17 protein-coding genes are annotated in these 18,255 nt (G+C 73.1%); 13 read left to right on the plus strand and 4 right to left on the minus strand.

The genetic code is table 11. The features are described 5' to 3' along the window. Positions 1–66: 66 nt before the first annotated feature. Positions 67–735: a hypothetical protein gene (locus tag ACFY2K_RS17830; protein WP_380643913.1), complete on the minus strand. Its 669-nt coding sequence runs from the start codon at positions 733–735 to the stop codon at positions 67–69. 275 nt (positions 736–1,010) lie between these two features. Here ACFY2K_RS17830 and ACFY2K_RS17835 point away from each other — a divergent pair, with 275 nt between their 5' ends. The 4 genes from ACFY2K_RS17835 to ACFY2K_RS17850 all read left to right on the plus strand — a co-directional run bounded on the left by ACFY2K_RS17835 (position 1,011) and on the right by ACFY2K_RS17850 (position 4,842). Continuing rightward, complete coding sequence (locus ACFY2K_RS17835; RefSeq protein ID WP_380593277.1) at positions 1,011–1,664, plus strand: restriction endonuclease; 654 nt, start codon at positions 1,011–1,013, stop codon at positions 1,662–1,664. Positions 1,665–1,766: 102 nt separating this feature from the next. Beyond that, positions 1,767–2,501 carry a hypothetical protein gene (locus ACFY2K_RS17840; RefSeq protein WP_387712354.1) on the plus strand — a complete coding sequence of 245 codons (735 nt, stop codon included), beginning with the start codon at positions 1,767–1,769 and terminating at the stop codon, positions 2,499–2,501. Continuing rightward, a complete protein-coding gene (locus tag ACFY2K_RS17845; protein ID WP_387712356.1) occupies positions 2,498–3,802 on the plus strand; it encodes a nucleotidyl transferase AbiEii/AbiGii toxin family protein in 1,305 nt (434 codons plus the stop codon). The genes ACFY2K_RS17840 and ACFY2K_RS17845 overlap by 4 nt, the downstream gene beginning before the upstream one ends. 65 nt (positions 3,803–3,867) lie before the next feature. Then, positions 3,868–4,842, plus strand: a complete 975-nt coding sequence (locus tag ACFY2K_RS17850; protein WP_387712359.1) for a hypothetical protein — start codon at positions 3,868–3,870, stop codon at positions 4,840–4,842. Between the two features lie 70 nt (positions 4,843–4,912). On the opposite strand, the gene ACFY2K_RS17855 is transcribed toward ACFY2K_RS17850, so the two are convergent. Beyond that, the gene (locus ACFY2K_RS17855) at positions 4,913–5,662 is read right to left on the minus strand and encodes a FadR/GntR family transcriptional regulator (RefSeq protein ID WP_375893777.1); all 750 of its coding nucleotides are present in this window, start codon (positions 5,660–5,662) and stop codon (positions 4,913–4,915) included. 399 nt (positions 5,663–6,061) lie between these two features. On the opposite strand from ACFY2K_RS17855, the gene ACFY2K_RS17860 reads away from it, so the two are divergent. The 8 genes from ACFY2K_RS17860 (at position 6,062) to ACFY2K_RS17895 (ending at position 15,362) form a co-directional block, all read left to right on the plus strand. Beyond that, positions 6,062–7,600: an amino acid permease gene (locus ACFY2K_RS17860; protein WP_387712394.1), complete on the plus strand. Its 1,539-nt coding sequence runs from the start codon at positions 6,062–6,064 to the stop codon at positions 7,598–7,600. Beyond that, positions 7,597–8,955: a glutamine synthetase family protein gene (locus ACFY2K_RS17865; RefSeq protein ID WP_375893782.1), complete on the plus strand. Its 1,359-nt coding sequence runs from the start codon at positions 7,597–7,599 to the stop codon at positions 8,953–8,955. The genes ACFY2K_RS17860 and ACFY2K_RS17865 overlap by 4 nt, the downstream gene beginning before the upstream one ends. Further along, positions 8,952–9,737 carry a gamma-glutamyl-gamma-aminobutyrate hydrolase family protein gene (locus tag ACFY2K_RS17870; RefSeq protein ID WP_387712363.1) on the plus strand — a complete coding sequence of 262 codons (786 nt, stop codon included), beginning with the start codon at positions 8,952–8,954 and terminating at the stop codon, positions 9,735–9,737. The genes ACFY2K_RS17865 and ACFY2K_RS17870 overlap by 4 nt, the downstream gene beginning before the upstream one ends. Continuing rightward, on the plus strand, positions 9,734–11,107 hold the full coding sequence (locus ACFY2K_RS17875; protein ID WP_375893787.1) for an aldehyde dehydrogenase family protein: 1,374 nt from the start codon (positions 9,734–9,736) through the stop codon (positions 11,105–11,107). The genes ACFY2K_RS17870 and ACFY2K_RS17875 overlap by 4 nt, the downstream gene beginning before the upstream one ends. A gap of 5 nt (positions 11,108–11,112) precedes the next feature. Beyond that, positions 11,113–11,880 carry a 3-oxoacyl-ACP reductase gene (locus ACFY2K_RS17880; protein ID WP_375893790.1) on the plus strand — a complete coding sequence of 256 codons (768 nt, stop codon included), beginning with the start codon at positions 11,113–11,115 and terminating at the stop codon, positions 11,878–11,880. A 232-nt stretch (positions 11,881–12,112) separates the two neighbouring features. Next, complete coding sequence (locus tag ACFY2K_RS17885) at positions 12,113–13,309, plus strand: hypothetical protein (protein ID WP_387712367.1); 1,197 nt, start codon at positions 12,113–12,115, stop codon at positions 13,307–13,309. A gap of 104 nt (positions 13,310–13,413) precedes the next feature. Beyond that, a complete protein-coding gene (locus tag ACFY2K_RS17890; protein WP_380522811.1) occupies positions 13,414–14,025 on the plus strand; it encodes a winged helix-turn-helix domain-containing protein in 612 nt (203 codons plus the stop codon). Next, positions 14,022–15,362, plus strand: a complete 1,341-nt coding sequence (locus tag ACFY2K_RS17895) for an MFS transporter (protein ID WP_387712370.1) — start codon at positions 14,022–14,024, stop codon at positions 15,360–15,362. Before ACFY2K_RS17890 ends, ACFY2K_RS17895 begins: the two co-directional genes overlap by 4 nt. 43 nt (positions 15,363–15,405) lie before the next feature. Here the strand turns inward: ACFY2K_RS17895 and ACFY2K_RS17900 are convergent, their stop codons facing one another. After that, positions 15,406–17,433, minus strand: coding sequence for a HelD family protein (locus tag ACFY2K_RS17900; protein ID WP_380643920.1), 2,028 nt, complete (start codon positions 17,431–17,433; stop codon positions 15,406–15,408). Positions 17,434–17,799: 366 nt separating this feature from the next. On the opposite strand from ACFY2K_RS17900, the gene ACFY2K_RS17905 reads away from it, so the two are divergent. Continuing rightward, on the plus strand, positions 17,800–17,937 hold the full coding sequence (locus ACFY2K_RS17905) for a hypothetical protein (protein WP_380522814.1): 138 nt from the start codon (positions 17,800–17,802) through the stop codon (positions 17,935–17,937). Positions 17,938–17,977: 40 nt separating this feature from the next. Here ACFY2K_RS17905 and ACFY2K_RS17910 read toward each other — a convergent pair whose 3' ends face one another. Then, complete coding sequence (locus ACFY2K_RS17910; protein ID WP_387712375.1) at positions 17,978–18,253, minus strand: ArsR/SmtB family transcription factor; 276 nt, start codon at positions 18,251–18,253, stop codon at positions 17,978–17,980. Positions 18,254–18,255 lie beyond the last annotated feature (2 nt).

Below are 18,255 nucleotides of genomic sequence, written 5' to 3' on the forward strand. Positions count from 1 at the left end.
CGGTCCCGATGCGGTGGACGCGCAGGCCCCGGCGCCGGGGCTCCGACGCGGACACGACGCGCCGGATCAGGGCCCCTGCCACACGCTCACCTGGAGGGTGACGTAGGTCGGCGAGTTCTCGTTGACGGACGTCACCTGGACGCCCGCGATCAGTCCCGGCCGCTCGAGGATGCAGAAGACGGACCCGGGCGTGCTGGGCGCACCGGTGATGAACTGGGTCCCCGTGGAGCAGGCCTGGTAGGTCGGCGTGCTCCCGTTCGGCAGGGCGAGCATCCTCTCCGACGTGCCGGCTTCGATCTGCTGCCCTCCCTGGTCCGCCTTCCACGAGATGTCCCCGCTGGAGTTGGTGGCGCCGACGATGTCGGGCTGCGTGGGCTTCTGGGGCCCCAGCGGTGCGTAGTAGAGCGCGGGGAGTTGGAAGCTGTACGACCCGCGCAGTGTCCCGGCGGCGCCGGTCGGCCCGGGTGACACGGGTGACACGGTGGCGGTGTCGGAGACCGAGGGCACCGGAGGCACCGGGGCCGTCGGGGGAGCGGGAGAGGGCGACCTCCACTCGGTCTGCGTCACCGTCACCGTCGGGCTCGGCGTGGCGGCTTGGGTGCCACCGTAGAAGGCCCCGCCGATCGCCGTCACCAGAGCCGCGGCCGCGGTGATGATCCCCGGCAGTGTGGTGAAGAAGGTGACGAAGCGGGTCGGCCCCCCGGGGCCGGTTGGTGAGTCCTGGTCCGACGTCATTTGCGGCCCCCTCGGGCATTGTGATGCACCGTCAGCAACGCGGAGCATAGCCCTCCGGGCGCGTCCGGAAGCCGGCAGTTGCCGATCCGTGACTACCCGCTGTCGCTGCCGTTGCCGCTCTGCCACCTGGCCCGGAACGCGCGGCTCTCCGGTCGCCGGCCGCCCGGATCCGGTCAACTCGGTACCGCGCTCGGCGGAATTCACCGAGATCGCAGGCGGCCGGGTGCCGGTGGACCCTACGCTCGCACGAACACTGTGGCGCGAAGGGGGATGCCGTGGCCCGTGGACCTGTCCGGCGACGCCGGTCGACCGCTGCGCGCCGGGCGCGTCGGCTGCGGCAGGCGCGGGACAACGCGGTGCTGCTGGGCGTGGCGGCCGTGATCGTCCTCGTGCTGCTCTCGGTGGCGGTGCGCTGGCTGGCCCAGCACCTGCTGCTGGTGGCCCTGCTCCTCCTCGCGGGCGCGGGGGCGGGCGTCGCCGTGCTGCGTACGCGCGTCCGGGCGCGGCAGCGCGAGCTGGACACGCGGGCGGCCCAACTGCGGCACATCGGGCCGTTCCTGGCGATGAGCCCGAAGGCGTTCGAGCACGCGCTGGCCGACCTGTGCCGGCGGGACGGCTGCACCAAGGTCTCGGTGGTCGGCGGAGCCGGGGACCTCGCGGCGGACGTGCTGGCCACCACCCCCACCGGACAGCGGATCCTGATCCAGGCCAAGCGCTACGGACCGCGGACGTTCGTCGGCTCCCAGGACGTCCAGCGCGTCAACGGCACCTACCGCGACGTGCACCGCTGCGACCTGGCCGCCGTGGTGACGACCAGCTCGTTCACCAAGGCCGCCGCCGCATTCTGCGCACAGGTCGGCATCCGCGCCGTCGACCGCCGCTCCCTCGCCCGCTGGGCGGAGGGCACGGGCGTCCCACCCTGGGCGTGACCCGCCCGGCCGACGCCGACGACGGCCACGGAGGCCGTCCCCGGACTCACCGCCCGTGACCAGCGCGGGCCGTTGTCAGAGGCGCTTGGCAGGATGATCCCCATGCTCGCCATCCACCCTGACCAGTACCTTGACGACCGGCCCGCGCGGCCCGCTCCCCCCACCGTCCGGGGAGGCTTCGAGGTGCACCTGACCGTCGGGCCCGGCGCGGCCGACGCACTGGCCGCGTGGGCCGACGGTCACGGACTGAAGTTCACCCACATCCTGCTGGAGCGCGGTACGTCGCCCTCGCAGCCGATGCTCACCCTGCGCGCCGACGGCACGCTGGAGGAGGTCGCCGTCCTGACCGCCCGGGTCCGGGGCCGGGCCGAGCGGGCCGGATTCACCGTTCTGCGGGCGAAGATCGAGGCCACGCCGTGGGCGGAGGGTGTCCCGGCCTCGGACGAGGACGCCGCCTCGCACGGGGCCGGCCGCTACTTCGAGCACCACGTCAAGCTGTTGCTGCCGACTGGGATCCGGGCGGCCGACCCCGCCCGCTTCGCCGAGCTCACCGCACTGGCCGTCCGGCACGGCGCGCACCTGTCGCGCAACCCGCGCCGGACGCGCGAGGACGGCCGGCGCGAGTGGTTCGTGACCCAGCGGTGCCGCCTGGTCGGCCTGGACACCGCGGGCCGCCGGTTGGACGCGCTGCTGCGGGACCTCGCCGCCGACGGTCGCGAAGTGGCCTCGGTGGAGCGCGAGTTCGTCGTCGTCGACAGTGACGAGACCCTGGACGCGGGATGGATCACCGAGCCCGGGCACAGCGCCCGGCCGTACGGAGCAGGAGAGTCGACATGACCGAGGACCAGTCCCAGCCCCGACCCGATGCGCCCGTGGCATGGGAGGACCTGCGGTACGGCCCCTGGCGGGGGGTCCTGCTGCCCAAGCAGCCGCCGTCGGAGGACGTCCGGGTGGATCGGGAGCTGCCCAGGAGCCTCCGCCCGATCGACGACGAGACGGTGACCCAGCAGCCGGTCTTCGACCCCGCCCTCGCCGGGTACGCCCGCGCCCTCCGGCCCAGCGAGCCAGCGTTCGCCGACCCCGGGCTCGCCGAACGCTGGCTCACCGCGCGGCGCGAGGCGCTCGACACCGTGCTGTCCGCCGTCGCCGGCTCGCCGTGGGCCGAACACCTGGTGCTGCGCGGAAGCGTCCTGCTGCGGGCCTGGTACGGCGAACAGGCCCGTGAGCCCGGTGACCTGGACTTCGTGGTCCGCCCGGTGGACTGGCAACTGGAGGACGAGCGCACGGAGCGCATGCTCGGCGAACTCGCCACCGCCGCCGAACGCCTCTCGGGCGAGGTGCGGCTGCACGCGGACCAGGCGCTCAGCGACGAGATCTGGACGTACAGCAGGATCCCCGGGCGCAGGCTCGTGCTGCCGTGGTCGGCGCCGGGCGTCCCGGGCGGGAGCGTCCAACTCGACTTCGTCTTCACCGAGCACCTGCCCGTCGCACCGCAGTCCTACCGGCTCCCGGGCGTCACCGGACCGCTGCTCGGCGCGACGCCGGAGCTCTCCCTCGCGTGGAAGCTCCTGTGGCTGGTGTCCGACAACCACCCCCAGGGCAAGGACCTCTACGACGCGGTCCTGCTCTCCCGCACCGCCGAGGTTCCTTACGCGCTGCTGCGGCAGGTCTTCACCCAGTCCGACGAGTCCTGGTCGCGCCGGCCGGTCCTCCCGGAGCAGATCAGCGGACTGGAGGTCGACTGGGAGGAATTCGCCAAGGACCACCCGCAGTTCGCCGAGCCCGTCGAGGAGTACCCGGCCCACCTGCTCGCCGCGCTCCACCCGACCTTCGCCGACCGCGGCGAGTACGCCCTGCGCGCCCGGTGGCTGGCCCCGCTGATCGAGGAACTGCGGGACGTGCTGGCGAGCGAGGGCATGGAGGAGGTCCAGCAACGGATGGCCCGCCTCCACATGCTCCCGGACAACACCCTGGTGATCACCTGCGAACTCCTCGGCGGCGACCTCACCGCTGCCGACCGCGCCGTCGCCGACCACGTCGGAGTCCCGCCGCGCCGGATGACCCACCTCCTCGCGGAGGCCGCCTCGCGCTACGCGGTCGAGCTCGCGCGCGACGGCCGGGCGAGCGCCGCCGGCTGAGGCCGTCTGTCGGTGCCAGCGGTCATCATCGCGGTCGTCATGATCACCGGATCAGGAGGTCCCCGTTGTCCGCGTTGAACGACTTCGCCACCTGGGAGCCGCTGCTGCGGCTCCTCCGGTCCGCCCACGCGGAGAAGCTCGCCGCACCGGGCGGGTACGTGGCGGGGGTGATCGGTCGCGGTTCGTCCACCGTGCCGTTGAAGTGGCGGAGTCCGGAGCCCGGGCGTGCCAGTCTGCTGTCGGACTACCAGGCGCAGCACGACGCGATCCGGCGAGTGCGGGCCGTGGTCCCTGACACGGGTTCGGGGGGCGTCGCCTTCACGGTGGAGATCGCACCGGAGGGGAGGGCGGTGCTGCGCCTGTTCGATCTGGGGCCTGCGGCCGGTTCAGGTCCGGGCAACGCCCATCCGAGGGTTCTGGTGCGGGTGGAGGGTGCCGTGCCGGAGCCGTGGCGGCGCCGGCCCGAGCCGGTGCCCGGGGTGCGGTCGGCTCCGTCCGTGGATCCGGAGGCGCTGGAGCGGACGCTGCGCGAGCGGATACCCGGGGCGATCGGTGCGACCGAGGAGGAGATCGCCGCCGCGGAGGCCCGTCTGGGGGTGGCGCGCGCCCCCGTCCTCGCCCTGCCCCGTCTGCGCACCCTCAGCGCTTCCCCGGGGACCCTCGCCGACCCCAGGGAGGTCGGCCGGTTGAGCGGGCTGGAGTTCGTGGCACTCACCCCGGAGGACTGGCGCGTGCTCCTCGACGCGGGGGCCGTCCCGCAGAGCCTGTCGGCGGCTGCCATCACGGTGAACGGGGACCGCGATCCGCGCCGGACCATCGCCCTGGCGAACGAGATCCTGGCCCTCTGGGACCGCCCCCTGATCACGGAGACCGTCGTCCACGGAGACCTCGGGCCCCTGCCGACCATCGGCCCGGAGTCGACGGCGGGCCGGGGAGGTGAGCCGCAGCCGCCCCGACCGGCGGGGGAGAGGCAGGGGCTGGGGCGTGTCCTGCCCGGTCTCCCGGGCACCCCTGAGCCCGGGCCCGAGACGGACGAGTAGTCGGGCACGCCTGGGAGCCTGATCCACGACGGCCGACCGGTCCGGACGGCCGATCGGCCCGGGGGCGGTGTCAGGCCAGGAAGGCGCGGAGGAGGGAGGCCGTTGCGGCGAGGTGTTCCTCGGTGGCGCGGCGGGCGGCGGCGCCGTCGCCGGTGAGGATGGCGTGGACCATGGCCCGGTGCTGTTCGGCGGCGTGCTCGATGTTGCGGTCCAGCATGGGGATCGCGTTGAGCAGGTCGTTGAGGCGCATCCTGGCCTCGGCGATGGCCGCGGCGAGGGCGGGGGAGCCGGTGAGCTCGCCGATGGCGAGGTGGAAGCGGGAGTCCAGCTGGCGGTACTGCTCGGCGGGGGCCGCGTCCAGCTCGGTGAGCCGGTCCTCCAGGTGGGCGCGCTGTTCGGGGGAGAGGGGGCGCCGGGCGGCGGCCTCGGCGGCGCCGACCTCCAGGACCTGCCGGTAGGTCAGGGCGTCCTCCAGGGCGCCGCCGAGGTCGCGGGCGGCGCGACGCAGGTCGGCGACGTCCGGTTCGGGCATCCGGTAGGTGACGAAGGTGCCGCCGTAGCGGCCGCGGCGGGGTTCGACGCAGTCGGCCTGCTGGAGCGTGCGGAGTGCCTCGCGCAGGGTCTCGCGGCTGACGCCGAGCCGGGCGGCGAGGTCGCGTTCGGCGGGCAGCCGGTCGCCGGGGCGGAAGACGCCGAGCTTGATCGCCTGGAGCAGCCGTTCGACGGTCTCCTCGAAGGCGTTGCCGGTCCGGATCGGGCGGAAGATCGCCCCGGCCTCCCAGTCGAGCCGTGCCTGCTCACGTGTTACGTCCACGTCCACGCCGGAATCGTACCTGCGATCGGATCTCCCGCACTCGTTCCCGTCCCGCCCTTGACGTGGCCACCGTCCAGCCGGAACGATGCTGCTCACCCACCCAATGGTCTGACTTTAGACCATTGAAGAGCCGTCCGACCGTCGAACCCGCCGGGGCGGGTGCGCCACGCCGCCGTGGCCGCGCGCACCCCGGCACACCCTCAACCCCCAGGGGTGCCCATGACCGACGCACGCTCACCCGACCACCCTGGCCCCGCCGTGTTTCCGGTGGATTCCTCCCCCGTTTCCGCTGACGGATCCCTCGCGCCCGCCGAGGAATCCCCCGTTCCCGCCGAGGGATCCCCGGTCTCCGCCGACGAACAACGCCTCCGCGAGCTGGGCTACACCCAGGAGCTGGCCCGCTCGATGTCGGGCTTCTCCAACTTCGCCGTCTCCTTCTCCATCGTCTCGGTGCTGTCCGGCTGCCTGACCCTCTACGGGACGGGCATGAAGACCGGCGGCCCGGCCCTGATCATCTGGGGCTGGCCGGTGGTCGGCCTGCTGACGCTCTGCGTCGGCCTCGCGATGGCCGAGATCTGCTCCAGCTACCCGACGGCCGGCGGGCTCTACTACTGGTCCGCGAAGCTGACCCGCAGCCGTGGCAGCGGCCCGGCCTGGAGCTGGTTCACCGGCTGGTTCAACTTCCTCGGCCAGGTCGCGGTGACCGCCAGCGTCGACTACGGCGCCGCCTTCTTCACCAACGCGTTCCTCGAACTGCGCTTCGGCGTCGCGGCCACCCCCGCGCACACCATGGAGATCTTCGCGGTCATCCTGCTGGCGCACGGCCTGCTCAACACCTTCGGGGTGCGCCTGGTCGCCGTCCTCAACAGCGTCTCCGTGTGGTGGCACCTGGTCGGCGTCGCGATCATCGTCGGCGCGCTCGCGCTGCTCCCCGAGCGGCACGCCTCCGCCTCCTTCGTGCTCACCGAGTTCGTCAACCGGACCGGCTTCCACAGCCAGTTCTACGTCGCGATGCTCGGCCTGCTGATGGCCCAGTACACCCTCACCGGCTACGACGCCTCCGCGCACATGACCGAGGAGACCCAGGACGCCGCCCGCTCCGGCCCGCGCGGCATCGTCAACGCGATCACCGTCTCCCTGGTGGCGGGCTGGATCCTGCTGCTCGGCATCACCTTCGCGATCCGCGACTACGACGGCGCGCTCAACAGCGACACCCAGGTCCCGCCCGCGCAGATCTTCATCGACGCGATCGGCTCCGGCGGCGCCCAGTTCCTGCTGCTCATCGTCATCGGCGCCCAGTTCTTCTGCGGCATGGCCTCCGTCACCGCCAACTCCCGCATGATCTACGCCTTCTCCCGCGACGGCGCGCTGCCCGGCTCCCGGCTCTGGCACCGCATCTCCCCGCGCACCCAGACCCCGACCAACGCGGTCTGGCTGGCCACCGGCGGCGCCCTGCTGCTCGGACTGCCCGCGCTCTGGAACAACACCGCCTACACGGCCGTGACCTCGATCTCCGTGATCGGCCTCTACATCTCCTACGTCATCCCGGTGTACCTGCGGCTGCGCCAGGGCGAGGACTTCCCGCGCGGCCCCTGGCACCTGGGCCGCTGGAGCCGGCCGATCGGCGTCGTCGCCGTCGTCTGGACGGCGGTGATCACCGTCCTGTTCATGCTGCCCACCGCCAGCCCGATCACCGTCGACAGCTTCAACTACACCCCGGTCGCCGTGGCCGTCGTGGTCGGCTTCGCGGGCGTCTGGTGGCTCGCCTCCGCCCGGAACTGGTTCACCGGGCCGCACGTCGGCGCCGCGCCGTCCGCGATGTCCCCGCTGTCGGGCCTCGACACACCGCACGTCCTCGACACACCGCACGTCCTCGACACACCGCACGTCCACGGCACCCCGTCCGCCCCCGGCACCCGGGACACCGAACAGGAGACCCGATGACCACCCCCCGGCTCACCCTCGACGAGCTGCGCACCCTCGTCGCCGACGGGTCCGTCGACACCGTCGTGCTCGCCATGACCGACATGCAGGGCCGCCTCCAGGGCAAGCGCGTCGCCGCCCAGTACTTCCTCGACGACGTCGTGACCGGCGCCGCGGAGGGCTGCGGCTACCTGCTGGCCGTCGACGTCGACATGAACACCGTCGACGGCTACGAGGTCTCCTCCTGGGAGAACGGCTACGGCGACCTGACGCTGCGCCCCGACCTCGCCACCCTGCGGTCCGTCCCCTGGCACCCGGCCACCGTCATGGTCCAGTGCGACGTCGTCCAGCACGACGGCACCCCGGTCGCCGTCTCCCCGCGCCAGGTCCTCCAGCGCCAGCTCGACCGCCTGGCCGGCTACGGCTGGCAGGCCCAGGCCGCCACCGAGCTGGAGTTCATCGTCTTCCGGGACAGCTACGAACAGGCCTGGGACAAGGACTACACCCGGCTCACCCCGGCCAACCAGTACAACGTCGACTACTCCATCCTCGGCACCGGGCGCATCGAGCCGCTCCTGCGCCGCCTGCGCAACGGCATGGCCGGCGCCGGCCTCACCGTCGAGTCCGCCAAGGGCGAGTGCAACCTCGGCCAGCACGAGATCGCCTTCAAGTACGCCGACGCCCTCACCACCTGCGACAACCACGCCGTCTACAAGACCGGCGCCAAGGAGATCGCCGCCCAGGAGGGCTGCAGCCTCACGTTCATGGCGAAGTACGACGAACGCGAGGGCAACTCCTGCCACATCCACCTGAGCCTGCGCGACGAGCAGGGCGCCCCGGTGTTCGCCGGCGACCGCCCGTACGGCTTCTCCCGCACCATGGAGCACTTCCTCGCCGGCCAGCTCGCCTGTCTCGCCGACTTCGCCCTGCTGTTCGCCCCCACCGTCAACTCCTACAAGCGCTACGTCCCCGGCAGCTTCGCGCCCACCGCCATCGCCTGGGGCCGCGACAACCGCACCTGCGCCCTGCGCGTCGTCGGGCACGGGCAGTCGCTGCGCTTCGAGAACCGCGTCCCCGGCGGGGACGTCAACCCCTACCTCGCGGTCGCCGCCCTGATCGCCGCCGGACTGCACGGCGTCGAGCAACAGCTCGAACTACAGCCGGAGTTCACCGGCAACGCCTACGCCTCCGACGCACCCCGGGTGCCCGCCACCCTGCGCGACGCGGTCGACGCCTTCGAGCGCAGCGCCGTCGCCACCGAGGCCTTCGGCAAGGACGTCGTCCGGCACTACACCCACGCGGGGCGCACCGAACTCGCCTCCTACCAAAGGGCGGTGACCGACTGGGAGCGGCGCCGCGGATTCGAGCGGCTGTGACCCACGAGGACCGCCGACCGCCCCTCATCGGCATCAGCAGCTACCAGGACGCCGCCGCCTGGTCGGTCTGGAACCAGCGCGCCTCGCTCGTGCCCCAGACGTACGTCGACAGCGTCGTCCGCGCGGGCGGCATCCCGGTGCTGCTGCCGCCCCAGCCCGGCGGGGCCGGCCACCTGCTCGACGCCCTCGACGGACTCGTCCTCGCCGGCGGACCGGACGTCGACCCGGCCCGCTACGCGGCGGCCCCCGATCCGCGCACCGGCGCGCCCCACCACGCCCGCGACGACTGGGAGAGCCGGCTGCTGCGGGCCGCCCTCGCCCGGGACCTGCCGGTGCTCGGGGTCTGCCGCGGCATGCAGCTGCTCAACGTCGAACTCGGCGGCACCCTCGTCCAGCACCTGCCCGACGACAGCCACCAGCGCGTCCCCGCCCGCTTCGTCCGCCACCGGGTCGACGTCGTCGACGGCAGTCGGCTCGCCGCCGTGCTGGGGCCCGCCACCGAGGTCTCCTGCTACCACCACCAGGCCGTCGACCGGATCGGCAGCGGACTCCAGGTCACCGCGCACAGTGCCGATGGAACGGTCGAGGCGCTCGAACTGCCCGGTCACCGCTTCGCCCTGGGCGTCCAGTGGCACCCGGAGACCGACCCCGACGACCTGCGCCTGTTCCACACCTTCATCAACGCCGCCCGGACAGCCGGCCGGACAGCCGGCCGGACCACCGGCCGGACCGGCGGCGCGCCCGCCGGCCGAGGCACCACCCAGAGGGAGAGCCCCCGATGACCGAACCGGACCTCTTCGAGGTCGTCAACCCCGCCACCGAGGAGGTGATCACCACCGTCGAACTGGCCGGCCTCGCCGAGACCGACGCCGCCGTCGCCCGCGCCCGCGCCGCCTTCGACACCTGGCGCCGGGTGGCCCCCGCCGACCGCGCCCGGCTGCTGCGCGCCTTCGCCGCCGCCGTCGACGCCGACCGCGAGCACCTCGCCGCCCTGGAGGTCGCCAACGCCGGCCACACCATCGGCAACGCCCGCTGGGAGGCGGGCAACGCGCGGGACGTCATCGAGTACTACGCCGCCGCCCCCGAGCGGCTGTTCGGCCGGCAGATCCCCGTCGCCGGCGGCATCGACGTCACCTTCCAGGAACCGATCGGCGTCGTCGGGGTCATCGTGCCCTGGAACTTCCCGATGCCGATCGCCGCCTGGGCCCTCGCCCCGGCGCTCGCCGCCGGCAACACCGTCATCGTCAAACCGGCCGAGCTCACCCCGCTCACCGCGCTGCGCCTGGCCGAACTCGCCCTGGCGGCCGGCATCCCCGAGGGCGTGCTCCAGGTCCTGCCCGGCCGCGGACCGGTCGTCGGCGGGCGCTTCGTCACCCACCCCGACGTGCGCAAGGTCGTCTTCACCGGCTCGACCGGTGTCGGCAAGGGGATCATGGCGGGCTGCGCCGCCCAGGTGAAGCCCGTCACCCTCGAACTCGGCGGCAAGAGCGCCAACATCGTCTTCGCCGACGCCGACCTCGCCAAGGCCGCCGCGACCGCGCCCTACGCCGTCTTCGACAACGCCGGCCAGGACTGCTGCGCCCGCTCCCGGATCCTGGTCGAGGCCTCCGCCTTCGACGACTTCATGGCGCTCCTGGAGCCGGCCGTGCGCGGCGTGCGGGTCGGCGACCCGGCCGACGAGAAGACCGAGATGGGTCCGCTGATCTCGGCCGCCCACCGCGAGCGGGTCGCCTCGTACGTCCCGGACGCCTCGGCCGTCGCCATCCGGGGCAACGCCCCCGACGGGCCCGGCTTCTGGTACCCGCCGACCGTCCTCGCGCCCGTGCGGCACGACGACCGCGCCTTCACCGAGGAGATCTTCGGCCCGGTCGTCGCCGTCGTCCCGTTCCGCGACGAGGAGGACGCGCTGCGGATCGCCAACGCCACCGAGTACGGCCTGTCCGGCTCCATCTGGACCAGGGACCTCGGCCGCGCGCTGCGCGTCTCGCGCGGCGTCGAGGCCGGCAACCTCTCCGTCAACTCGCACTCCTCGGTGCGCTACACCACGCCGTTCGGCGGCTTCAAGCAGTCCGGCCTCGGCCGCGAGCTCGGCCCGGACGCCCTCGACGCCTTCACCCAGACCAAGAACGTCTTCATCTCCACGGAGGAATGATCACCATGACCCAGCGACTCGACGGCCGCGTGGCCGTGATCACCGGCGCCGGCAGCGGCATCGGCCTGGCGACCGCCCGCCGCTTCGCCGCCGAGGGCGCGAAGGTGGTCTGCGTCGACCTCGACGCCGAGACCGGCGCCAAGGCCGCGAACGAGGTCGGCGGCCTGTTCATCCAGGCCGACGTCACCGACGAGGCCGCGGTGCGCGACCTCTTCCAGCGGACCGTCGACGAGTACGGCCGCCTCGACATCACCTTCAACAACGCGGGCATCTCCCCGCCGGACGACGACTCCATCCTCACCACCGGCCTGGAGGCCTGGAAGCGCGTCCAGGAGGTCAACCTCACCAGCGTCTACCTGTGCTGCAAGTACGCGATCCCGCACATGCAGCGCCAGGGCAAGGGCTCGATCATCAACACGGCGTCGTTCGTCGCCGTGATGGGCGCGGCGACCTCGCAGATCTCCTACAGCGCCTCCAAGGGCGGCGTGCTGGCCATGTCGCGCGAGCTGGGCGTGCAGTTCGCCCGCGAGGGCATCCGGGTCAACGCCCTGTGCCCGGGCCCGGTGAACACCCCGCTGCTCCAGGAGCTCTTCGCCAAGGACCCGGAGCGCGCCGCCCGCCGCCTGGTGCACATCCCGCTGGGCCGCTTCGCCGAGCCCGAGGAGATCGCCGCCGCGGTGGCCTTCCTCGCCTCCGACGACTCCTCGTTCATGACCGCCAACACCTTCCTCGTCGACGGCGGCATCTCCGGCGCGTACGTGACCCCGCAGTAGCGGGGCGCCGCCCTCGGGACTCCGGACCCCGGGGGTCGGACCCCGGGATCCCGGATCCCGGCTCCGGGTGCCTGACTCCGGATTCCGCTGCGCCCGTGCCGCGAATCGTGAAGACTGGGTGAAGTTCCCGTGCGCCGAACGGTGTGGCGTACGGGAACTCTCCATGCGAAACATGACACAGCATCAGCACAGTGCCATTCCGCGGAAGTCCACGAGACGAGGAACGCACGTCATGAGCATCGGCATCCGAGCCCTGCGGTCCGCAGCCGCCACCACCGTCGCCCTGGCCGCCGTCGGCGCCCTCGCGCTGGGTACGGCCGGCAGCGCGACGGCCGACACCGATCCGGCGGCCGGCGTGGCCGTCGACCTGCCCCTGCCGCCCGGCGCCGTCGGGAGCGATCCCGCCGCGGTCAACGACGACGGGGTGATCGTCGGCTACGTCACCGATCCGCAGAACCAGGACCGTCCGGTCCGCTGGAACGCGGACCTCAGCGCCACGACACTCCCCCTGCTGCCCGGGGACCCGAGCGGCCGCGCCGTGGCCGTCGCCGCCGACGGTGCCGCCGTCGGCTACTCGGGGAACCACACGGTGCGCTGGGCCCCCGACGGCACGGTCTCCGCACTGCCGCTGCTGCCCGCGGACACCGGCGGCTGGGGCTACATCTACGCGATGAGCCGCACCGGTACGGCGGTCGGGCACTCCGCGGCCGGGACGGCCTCCCACGCGGTGAAGTGGGGCCCGGACTGCCGGGCCGTCCCGCTCGCCCCGCTGAGCGGGGACGTCAACAGCACCGCCGTCTCGGTCAACGCCTCGGGCGCGGTGGCCGGCCTGTCCTACTCGGCCTCCGGCGTCGCCCACCCCGTGAAGTGGAGCCCGGACGGCACCCCCACCGCGCTCGACCCGGCCTCGGCCTACCGCGGCGTCTGGGTCGTCCAGATCAACGACGCCGGCACCGTGCTCGGGAAGGGCACGCCGACCGGCGCCGCGAACGACCAGTGGCGTTCCATGACCTGGAACACCGACGGCACCGTCACGGACCTGGGCCGGCACTCCACGGCGACGGCCCTCAACGCCGGCGGCACGGTCGTCGGCAAGCAGGGCGGGGCGGACGGCATCGACTACACCGCCACGAGCTGGAGCCCGGCCGGCGCCGCCACCACGATCGGCGCCGACTACGAGTACACGACGGCCGTCGCCGTCAACGACGCCGGCGTCTCCGTCGGGTACACCGGGACGAAGGTGCCGCAGGCGCAGGAGCGCCACGCCCTCCGCTGGGGCGCCGACGGGGCCCTGACGGAACTGGACGTGGCGCCGGAGGGCTACTCCTACCCCGTGGCCGTCAACAACGCCGGCCTGGCGGTCGGGGTCCGGATCGGCTCCTCGGCGTCGACCGGTTCGACGCGGGTGGCGGTGATCTGGCGGCCGTAGCCGCCGCGGGGGACAGGGACGAGGGTCAGGGCCTGGGGCCGGGGGCGTGCAGCCTCCGGCCCCGACCCTTGTAAAGAGTTCTTTCTAAAGATAGCTTTACATGCATGCCCGAGGAGAACTCACCGCGTTCCATCCGCCTCACCGACCCCCGCGCCCTGCGCGCCTACGCCCACCCGACCCGGCTGGTGCTGGTCGGCCTGCTGCGCCGGGACGGCCCGATGACGGCCACCCAGGCCGCCGAAGCCACCGGCGAGAGCGTCGCCAGCTGCTCCTTCCACCTGCGCCAGCTGGCGAAGTACGGCCTGGTGGAGGAGGCCGGGGGCGGGCGGGGGCGGGAGAAGCCGTGGCAGGCCACCGCCATGTTCACCAGCTGGGACTCCGGCGCCATCGCGGACCCGGCGGCGGCCGCCGCCACGGAGGCGCTCCAACTGGCCATCGCCGAGCGCTACTTCGAGCTCACCACGCGCTGGGTCCAAGGGCAGGCCCAGGAGCCGGCCGAGTGGCGGCAGGCCGCGCAGTTCGGCGACACCCTCCTGCACCTGACGGCAGCCGAGCTGGAGGAGCTGGGCGGGCGGATCCAGGACCTGATGCGGCCCTACCTGGAACGGCTCGACGACGCGGGCAAGCGCCCCGAGGGCTCCCGGCCGGTCACCGTGCTGCAACTGGCCTTCCCCACCCGCGCCGACGGCCGGAGCGAGCAGGAGCCGACCCCGTGACCGCGCCCGCCCCCGACCGGCCCGCCCCGGACCGGGCACCGGCGGCACCTGACCGGACCCCCGCCGGGACGCGGATGCGCTGGTTGCCGGTCCTGCTCCGGGAACGGGCCTTCCGCCGCTACTGGACCGGTCAGACGATATCCGGCCTCGGCGACCAGATCTCCTCCCTCGCGATACCGCTCGTCGCGGTCCTCGCCGTGCACGCCGACGCCCTCCAGATGGGCTACCTCGCCGCCGCGACCTGGCTGCCCAACCTGCTCTTCGCGCTCCACGCGGGCGTCTGGGCCGACCGCCGCAGCCACCGGCGCCGGGTCATGATCGCCGCCGACCTCGGCCGGTTCGCCCTCGTCGCCACCATCCCGCTGGCCTACGCCTTCGACGCGCTCACCCTCGCCCAGCTGTACGCGGTGGCCCTGACGGCCGGGACCCTCTCGGTCCTCTTCGACGTCTGCGACGCACCGCTGTTCAACGCCCTCGTCCCGCCCGACCGGTACGTCGAGGGGCACTCGCTGGTCAGCGGCAGCCGCGCCATGGCCCAGGTGGCCGGGCCGAGCATCGGCGGAGTGCTGGTGCAGGTCCTCTCCGCGCCGCTCGCCCTGCTGGCCGACGCGCTCTCCTACGCGGCCTCGGCCTTCGCCCTGTCCCGCATCGCCCCCGTCGAACCCCCGGCGGAACGCAAGGCCCGGGGCCAACTCGCCGAAGGCGCACGGTTCATGCTCGGTTCGCCGATGATGCGCGCCTCGCTCGCCGCCACCGCCACCGCCAACTTCTTCACCTTCATGCTGACCGCCCTGCTCGTGCTGTACGCCACCACCGTGCTGCGCCTCGACCCCGGCCTGCTCGGCGCGGTGCTGGGCGCCGGGGCCGTCGGCGGACTCCTGGGGGCCCTCTGCGCCACCGCCGTCACCAGGCGCATAGGCGTGGGGCCGACCTTCATCCTCGGCACCGCCCTCTACCCCGCCTCCCTGCTGCTGATCCCCGCCGCGCACGGGACCACCCCCGTCGTCCTCGCGCTTCTCTTCGCGGCCGAGTTCGGCGCCGGACTCGGAGTGATGTGGCTGGACGTCGCCGGGGCCTCCATCTTCGCCGCGATCATCCCGGACAACCTGCGCTCCCGCGTCTTCGGCGCCTACCGCTGCGTCAACTTCGGCACCCGCCCGCTCGGTTCCCTCGTCGGCGGCGCCCTCGCCGCCACCATCGGCCTGCGCCCCACCCTGTGGGTGGCCGCCATCGGCGCCCTCACCTCCGTCCTCTGGCTCCTGCCCTCCCCGATCCGCCGACTCCGCGACCTGCCCACCCCGGCCGGCCAGGGTGAGGGTGTGTCAGACTCGCCCTGAGGGCGGCCGCCGAGCCCGCGGCGGCGACGGGGGCGCCGAGCCGTCAGGCGGGCCCGACGGTGACCGTGCAGAGGCGCTTGGTGGCCCGGGTCAGGGCCACGTACAGGTCCCGCTCCCCGCCGGGGCGGGCCGTGACGATCTCCTCGGGGTGCAGCACGACGACCCCGTCGAACTCCAGGCCGCGTGCCTCGGACGCCGGCACGATCCGCGCGTGGTCGGCGACGCCCCGGGCCGTCAGCTCGCCCACCCTGGCGTCCGCGCAGACCACTCCCAGGAGCTCGCCCGGGTGCGCGGCGCCCTGGGCGCGGAGCTCCTGGACGACGGCGGTGGCCAGCTCGTCCGCCGGCGCGGTCACGGTGCGGGGGAGCTCACCGCTGCGCAGTGAGCGGGTGGGCCGCTGGTCCGGGGCGATCCGGGCCAGCAGGTCCCGGACGCTCTCCAGGATCTCCTGGGTGGTGCGGTAACTCACGGTCAGGTCGTGCAGCTTGAACCGCGGTCCGACGTGGGGGCTCAGCGCCTCCTTCCAGTCGCGCGCCGTCGCGACCGGGCCCGCCTGGGCGAAGTCGCCCACCAGCGTCATCGCCCGCGCCGGGCAGCGGCGGACGATCATCCGCCACTGCATGGCGGTCAGTTCCTGCGCCTCGTCGACGACGACGTGCCCGTACGTCCGCTCGGGCGGGCCGTCGACCAGGCTCGCGGCCTCGTCCAGCAACGGCCCATCGGCGTCGGTCCACGGGCCGTCCGGGTCGCGGAGCAGCAGGGACCGCTCCGGCGCGGTGAGGTGGGGCAGGTGTGCGGCGAGCGCGTCGGCGTCCGTCAGGAGCGCGTTCACGAGGTCACCGGGGACCAGCCGCGGCCACAGCAGCTCGACCGCCCGGTCCACACCGGCATCGTCGAGGAGATCGGCCCGGACGGCGTCCAGGTCCAGTTCGTGGGCCGGACCGGGGTCGGCCGCACCTTCGGCGCGGTTGCGGCCCGCCCCCGTGAACTTGTCGAGGTCCAGGCCCGTCATCGCGGCGGCATCGGCGTCGATCTGCTCCAGGAGGTCGCCCATGTCCCGTTGCATCGCGTCGGTGACGGCGTCGACCAGGAGCTCCGTGAACACCCGGCGCGCGGGGTTGTGCCCCGGTACGGCCGCGACGGCGGCGTCGCGTGCCGTGGCGACCTCCTCGGCGGACAGGTGGACCACCTCCCGTCCGACCCGCACCGTGAAGTCACCGGCGGGGGCCTGGCGGGCGCGCAGCAGGCCGGCCAGGGCGTCGGCGAGGTCGGTGCCGCCCTTGAGGCGCGCGGTGTCGAACCGGTCCACCGCGTCCGTGGGTACCCCGGCCAGCTCCCGGCAGGTCGCCAGGACGACGTCGTTCTCGCCGAGGGAGGGAAGGACCTGGGAGATGTAGTCGAGGAACCGGGCGTTCGGGCCCAGCACCAGGACACCCTCCTCCGCGGCCCGCGGGAACGCGTACAGGACGTAGGCCGCCCGGTGCAGGGCGACCACCGTCTTGCCGGTGCCGGGCCCGCCCTGCACCACGGTCACCCCTCGGTGGGGGGAACGGACGATCTCGTCCTGCTCGGCCTGCAGCGTCGCGACGGCCGCGTGCATCCGGCCCGTACGCCGTGCCGACAGGGCCTCCGTCAACGGGCCGTCGCCGACGACGTCCTCGTCGGTCGGTGCGCTCCCGTCCAGCAGTTCGTCGTTCACCGAGACGACCGTGCGCTCCTCCAGACGCAGGTGCCGGCGCCGCCGCAGGCCCATCGGGTGGACCGGCGTCGCCTCGTAGAAGGGCCGCGCCGCGTTCGCGCGCCAGTCCACGAGCAGGGGCAGCTCGTCCTCCTCCGTGTGCAGCCCGATCCGCCCGATGCGCAGGGCCGTGCCGTCCGCCCAGTCGATCCGCCCGAAGACCAGCCCCCGTTCGGCACCCTCCAGCCGGCCGATCTCCTTGGCCAGCCGCTCGGCGGCGATTTCCCGCTCGTACGCCTCACCGGCGCCGTCCGCCGGGGCATTCAGCACACGCGCCCGCTGCGCCCGCGCCTCGGAAAGGCGCCCGGCGAGGAACTCGTACAGGGAGGACACATAATCCCGCTCCGCGTCAACTGCGAGCGTGGAAGGGTCATTCGTCGTCTTCGACATCTTCGACAACTTCGGCAACAGGGAGCTCCTTCGATTCGAGCCATACCATACGGTCGGATTTCCTCGAAGGTAAGTCTTGACTTGTACGGTGCAGACATGTCCCTGTGACTGAATTCCATCACTTTGTCAATCGCCAATTAGGTATCCGGAAAAGGGGAATTCGGGAGCATTCTCGCGACCCTGGTCGACCTCCTGGGCAAACCGATCGCCGAGGCGGACGCCCTCTGCATCCCCACCGCCGGACACGGGGGCCCGTACGGGGATCCGCACGGGCCATGGCGTTTCATCAGTGGGCAGTCCCCCAATCCCATGACCGAGTTGGGGTGGAAGTCGGTGGGCGTACTGGAGCTCACCGCCCTGCCCGGCATCGACACGGAATGCTGGGTTTCCTGGGTCCGCGAGGCGGACGCCCTTCTTGTCAACGGCGGCGACGCGCCCGGCCCCTGACCCCCGGCCCGGAGACGCTGGGGCCGGAGGCCAGGGGATTTCAGGGAATGTCGTGGGCTTCGGTGTCGGCGGCCGCGATGACTGCGGTCAGGAGGCCGGGGAAGCGTTGTTCGAGTTCCTCGGTGCGGAGGGTGTTCATTTTCGTGGTGCCGACGTAGTACTGCCGCACCACTCCGGCCGCGCGCAGGACGGAGAAGTGGTGGCTGGAGGTGGACCGTCCGACGGGTAGGTCGAAGGAGCCGCAGCTCAGGTCAGCGCCCGAGTGGGCGAGGGTGTGCACCACTTTGCGCCTCGCCGGGTCGGCGAGGGCCTCCAACA

This window comes from Kitasatospora sp. NPDC001309, from assembly GCF_042896295.1.
GTDB lineage: Bacteria > Actinomycetota > Actinomycetes > Streptomycetales > Streptomycetaceae > Kitasatospora.

What these genes read in the sequence shown, in the direction of transcription:
- ACFY2K_RS17880 (WP_375893790.1), top strand. Translation starts at nt 11,113, where the DNA reads ATGACCCAGCGACTCGACGGCCGCGTGGCCGTGATCACCGGCGCCGGC.
- ACFY2K_RS17905 (WP_380522814.1), top strand. Translation starts at nt 17,800, where the DNA reads ATGACCGAGTTGGGGTGGAAGTCGGTGGGCGTACTGGAGCTCACCGCC.
- ACFY2K_RS17890 (WP_380522811.1), top strand. Translation starts at nt 13,414, where the DNA reads ATGCCCGAGGAGAACTCACCGCGTTCCATCCGCCTCACCGACCCCCGC.
- ACFY2K_RS17865 (WP_375893782.1), top strand. Translation starts at nt 7,597, where the DNA reads ATGACCACCCCCCGGCTCACCCTCGACGAGCTGCGCACCCTCGTCGCC.
- ACFY2K_RS17885 (WP_387712367.1), top strand. Translation starts at nt 12,113, where the DNA reads ATGAGCATCGGCATCCGAGCCCTGCGGTCCGCAGCCGCCACCACCGTC.
- ACFY2K_RS17840 (WP_387712354.1), top strand. Translation starts at nt 1,767, where the DNA reads ATGCTCGCCATCCACCCTGACCAGTACCTTGACGACCGGCCCGCGCGG.
- ACFY2K_RS17845 (WP_387712356.1), top strand. Translation starts at nt 2,498, where the DNA reads ATGACCGAGGACCAGTCCCAGCCCCGACCCGATGCGCCCGTGGCATGG.
- ACFY2K_RS17860 (WP_387712394.1), top strand. Translation starts at nt 6,062, where the DNA reads ATGTCGGGCTTCTCCAACTTCGCCGTCTCCTTCTCCATCGTCTCGGTG.
- ACFY2K_RS17830 (WP_380643913.1), bottom strand. Translation starts at nt 735, where the DNA reads ATGACGTCGGACCAGGACTCACCAACCGGCCCCGGGGGGCCGACCCGC.
- ACFY2K_RS17875 (WP_375893787.1), top strand. Translation starts at nt 9,734, where the DNA reads ATGACCGAACCGGACCTCTTCGAGGTCGTCAACCCCGCCACCGAGGAG.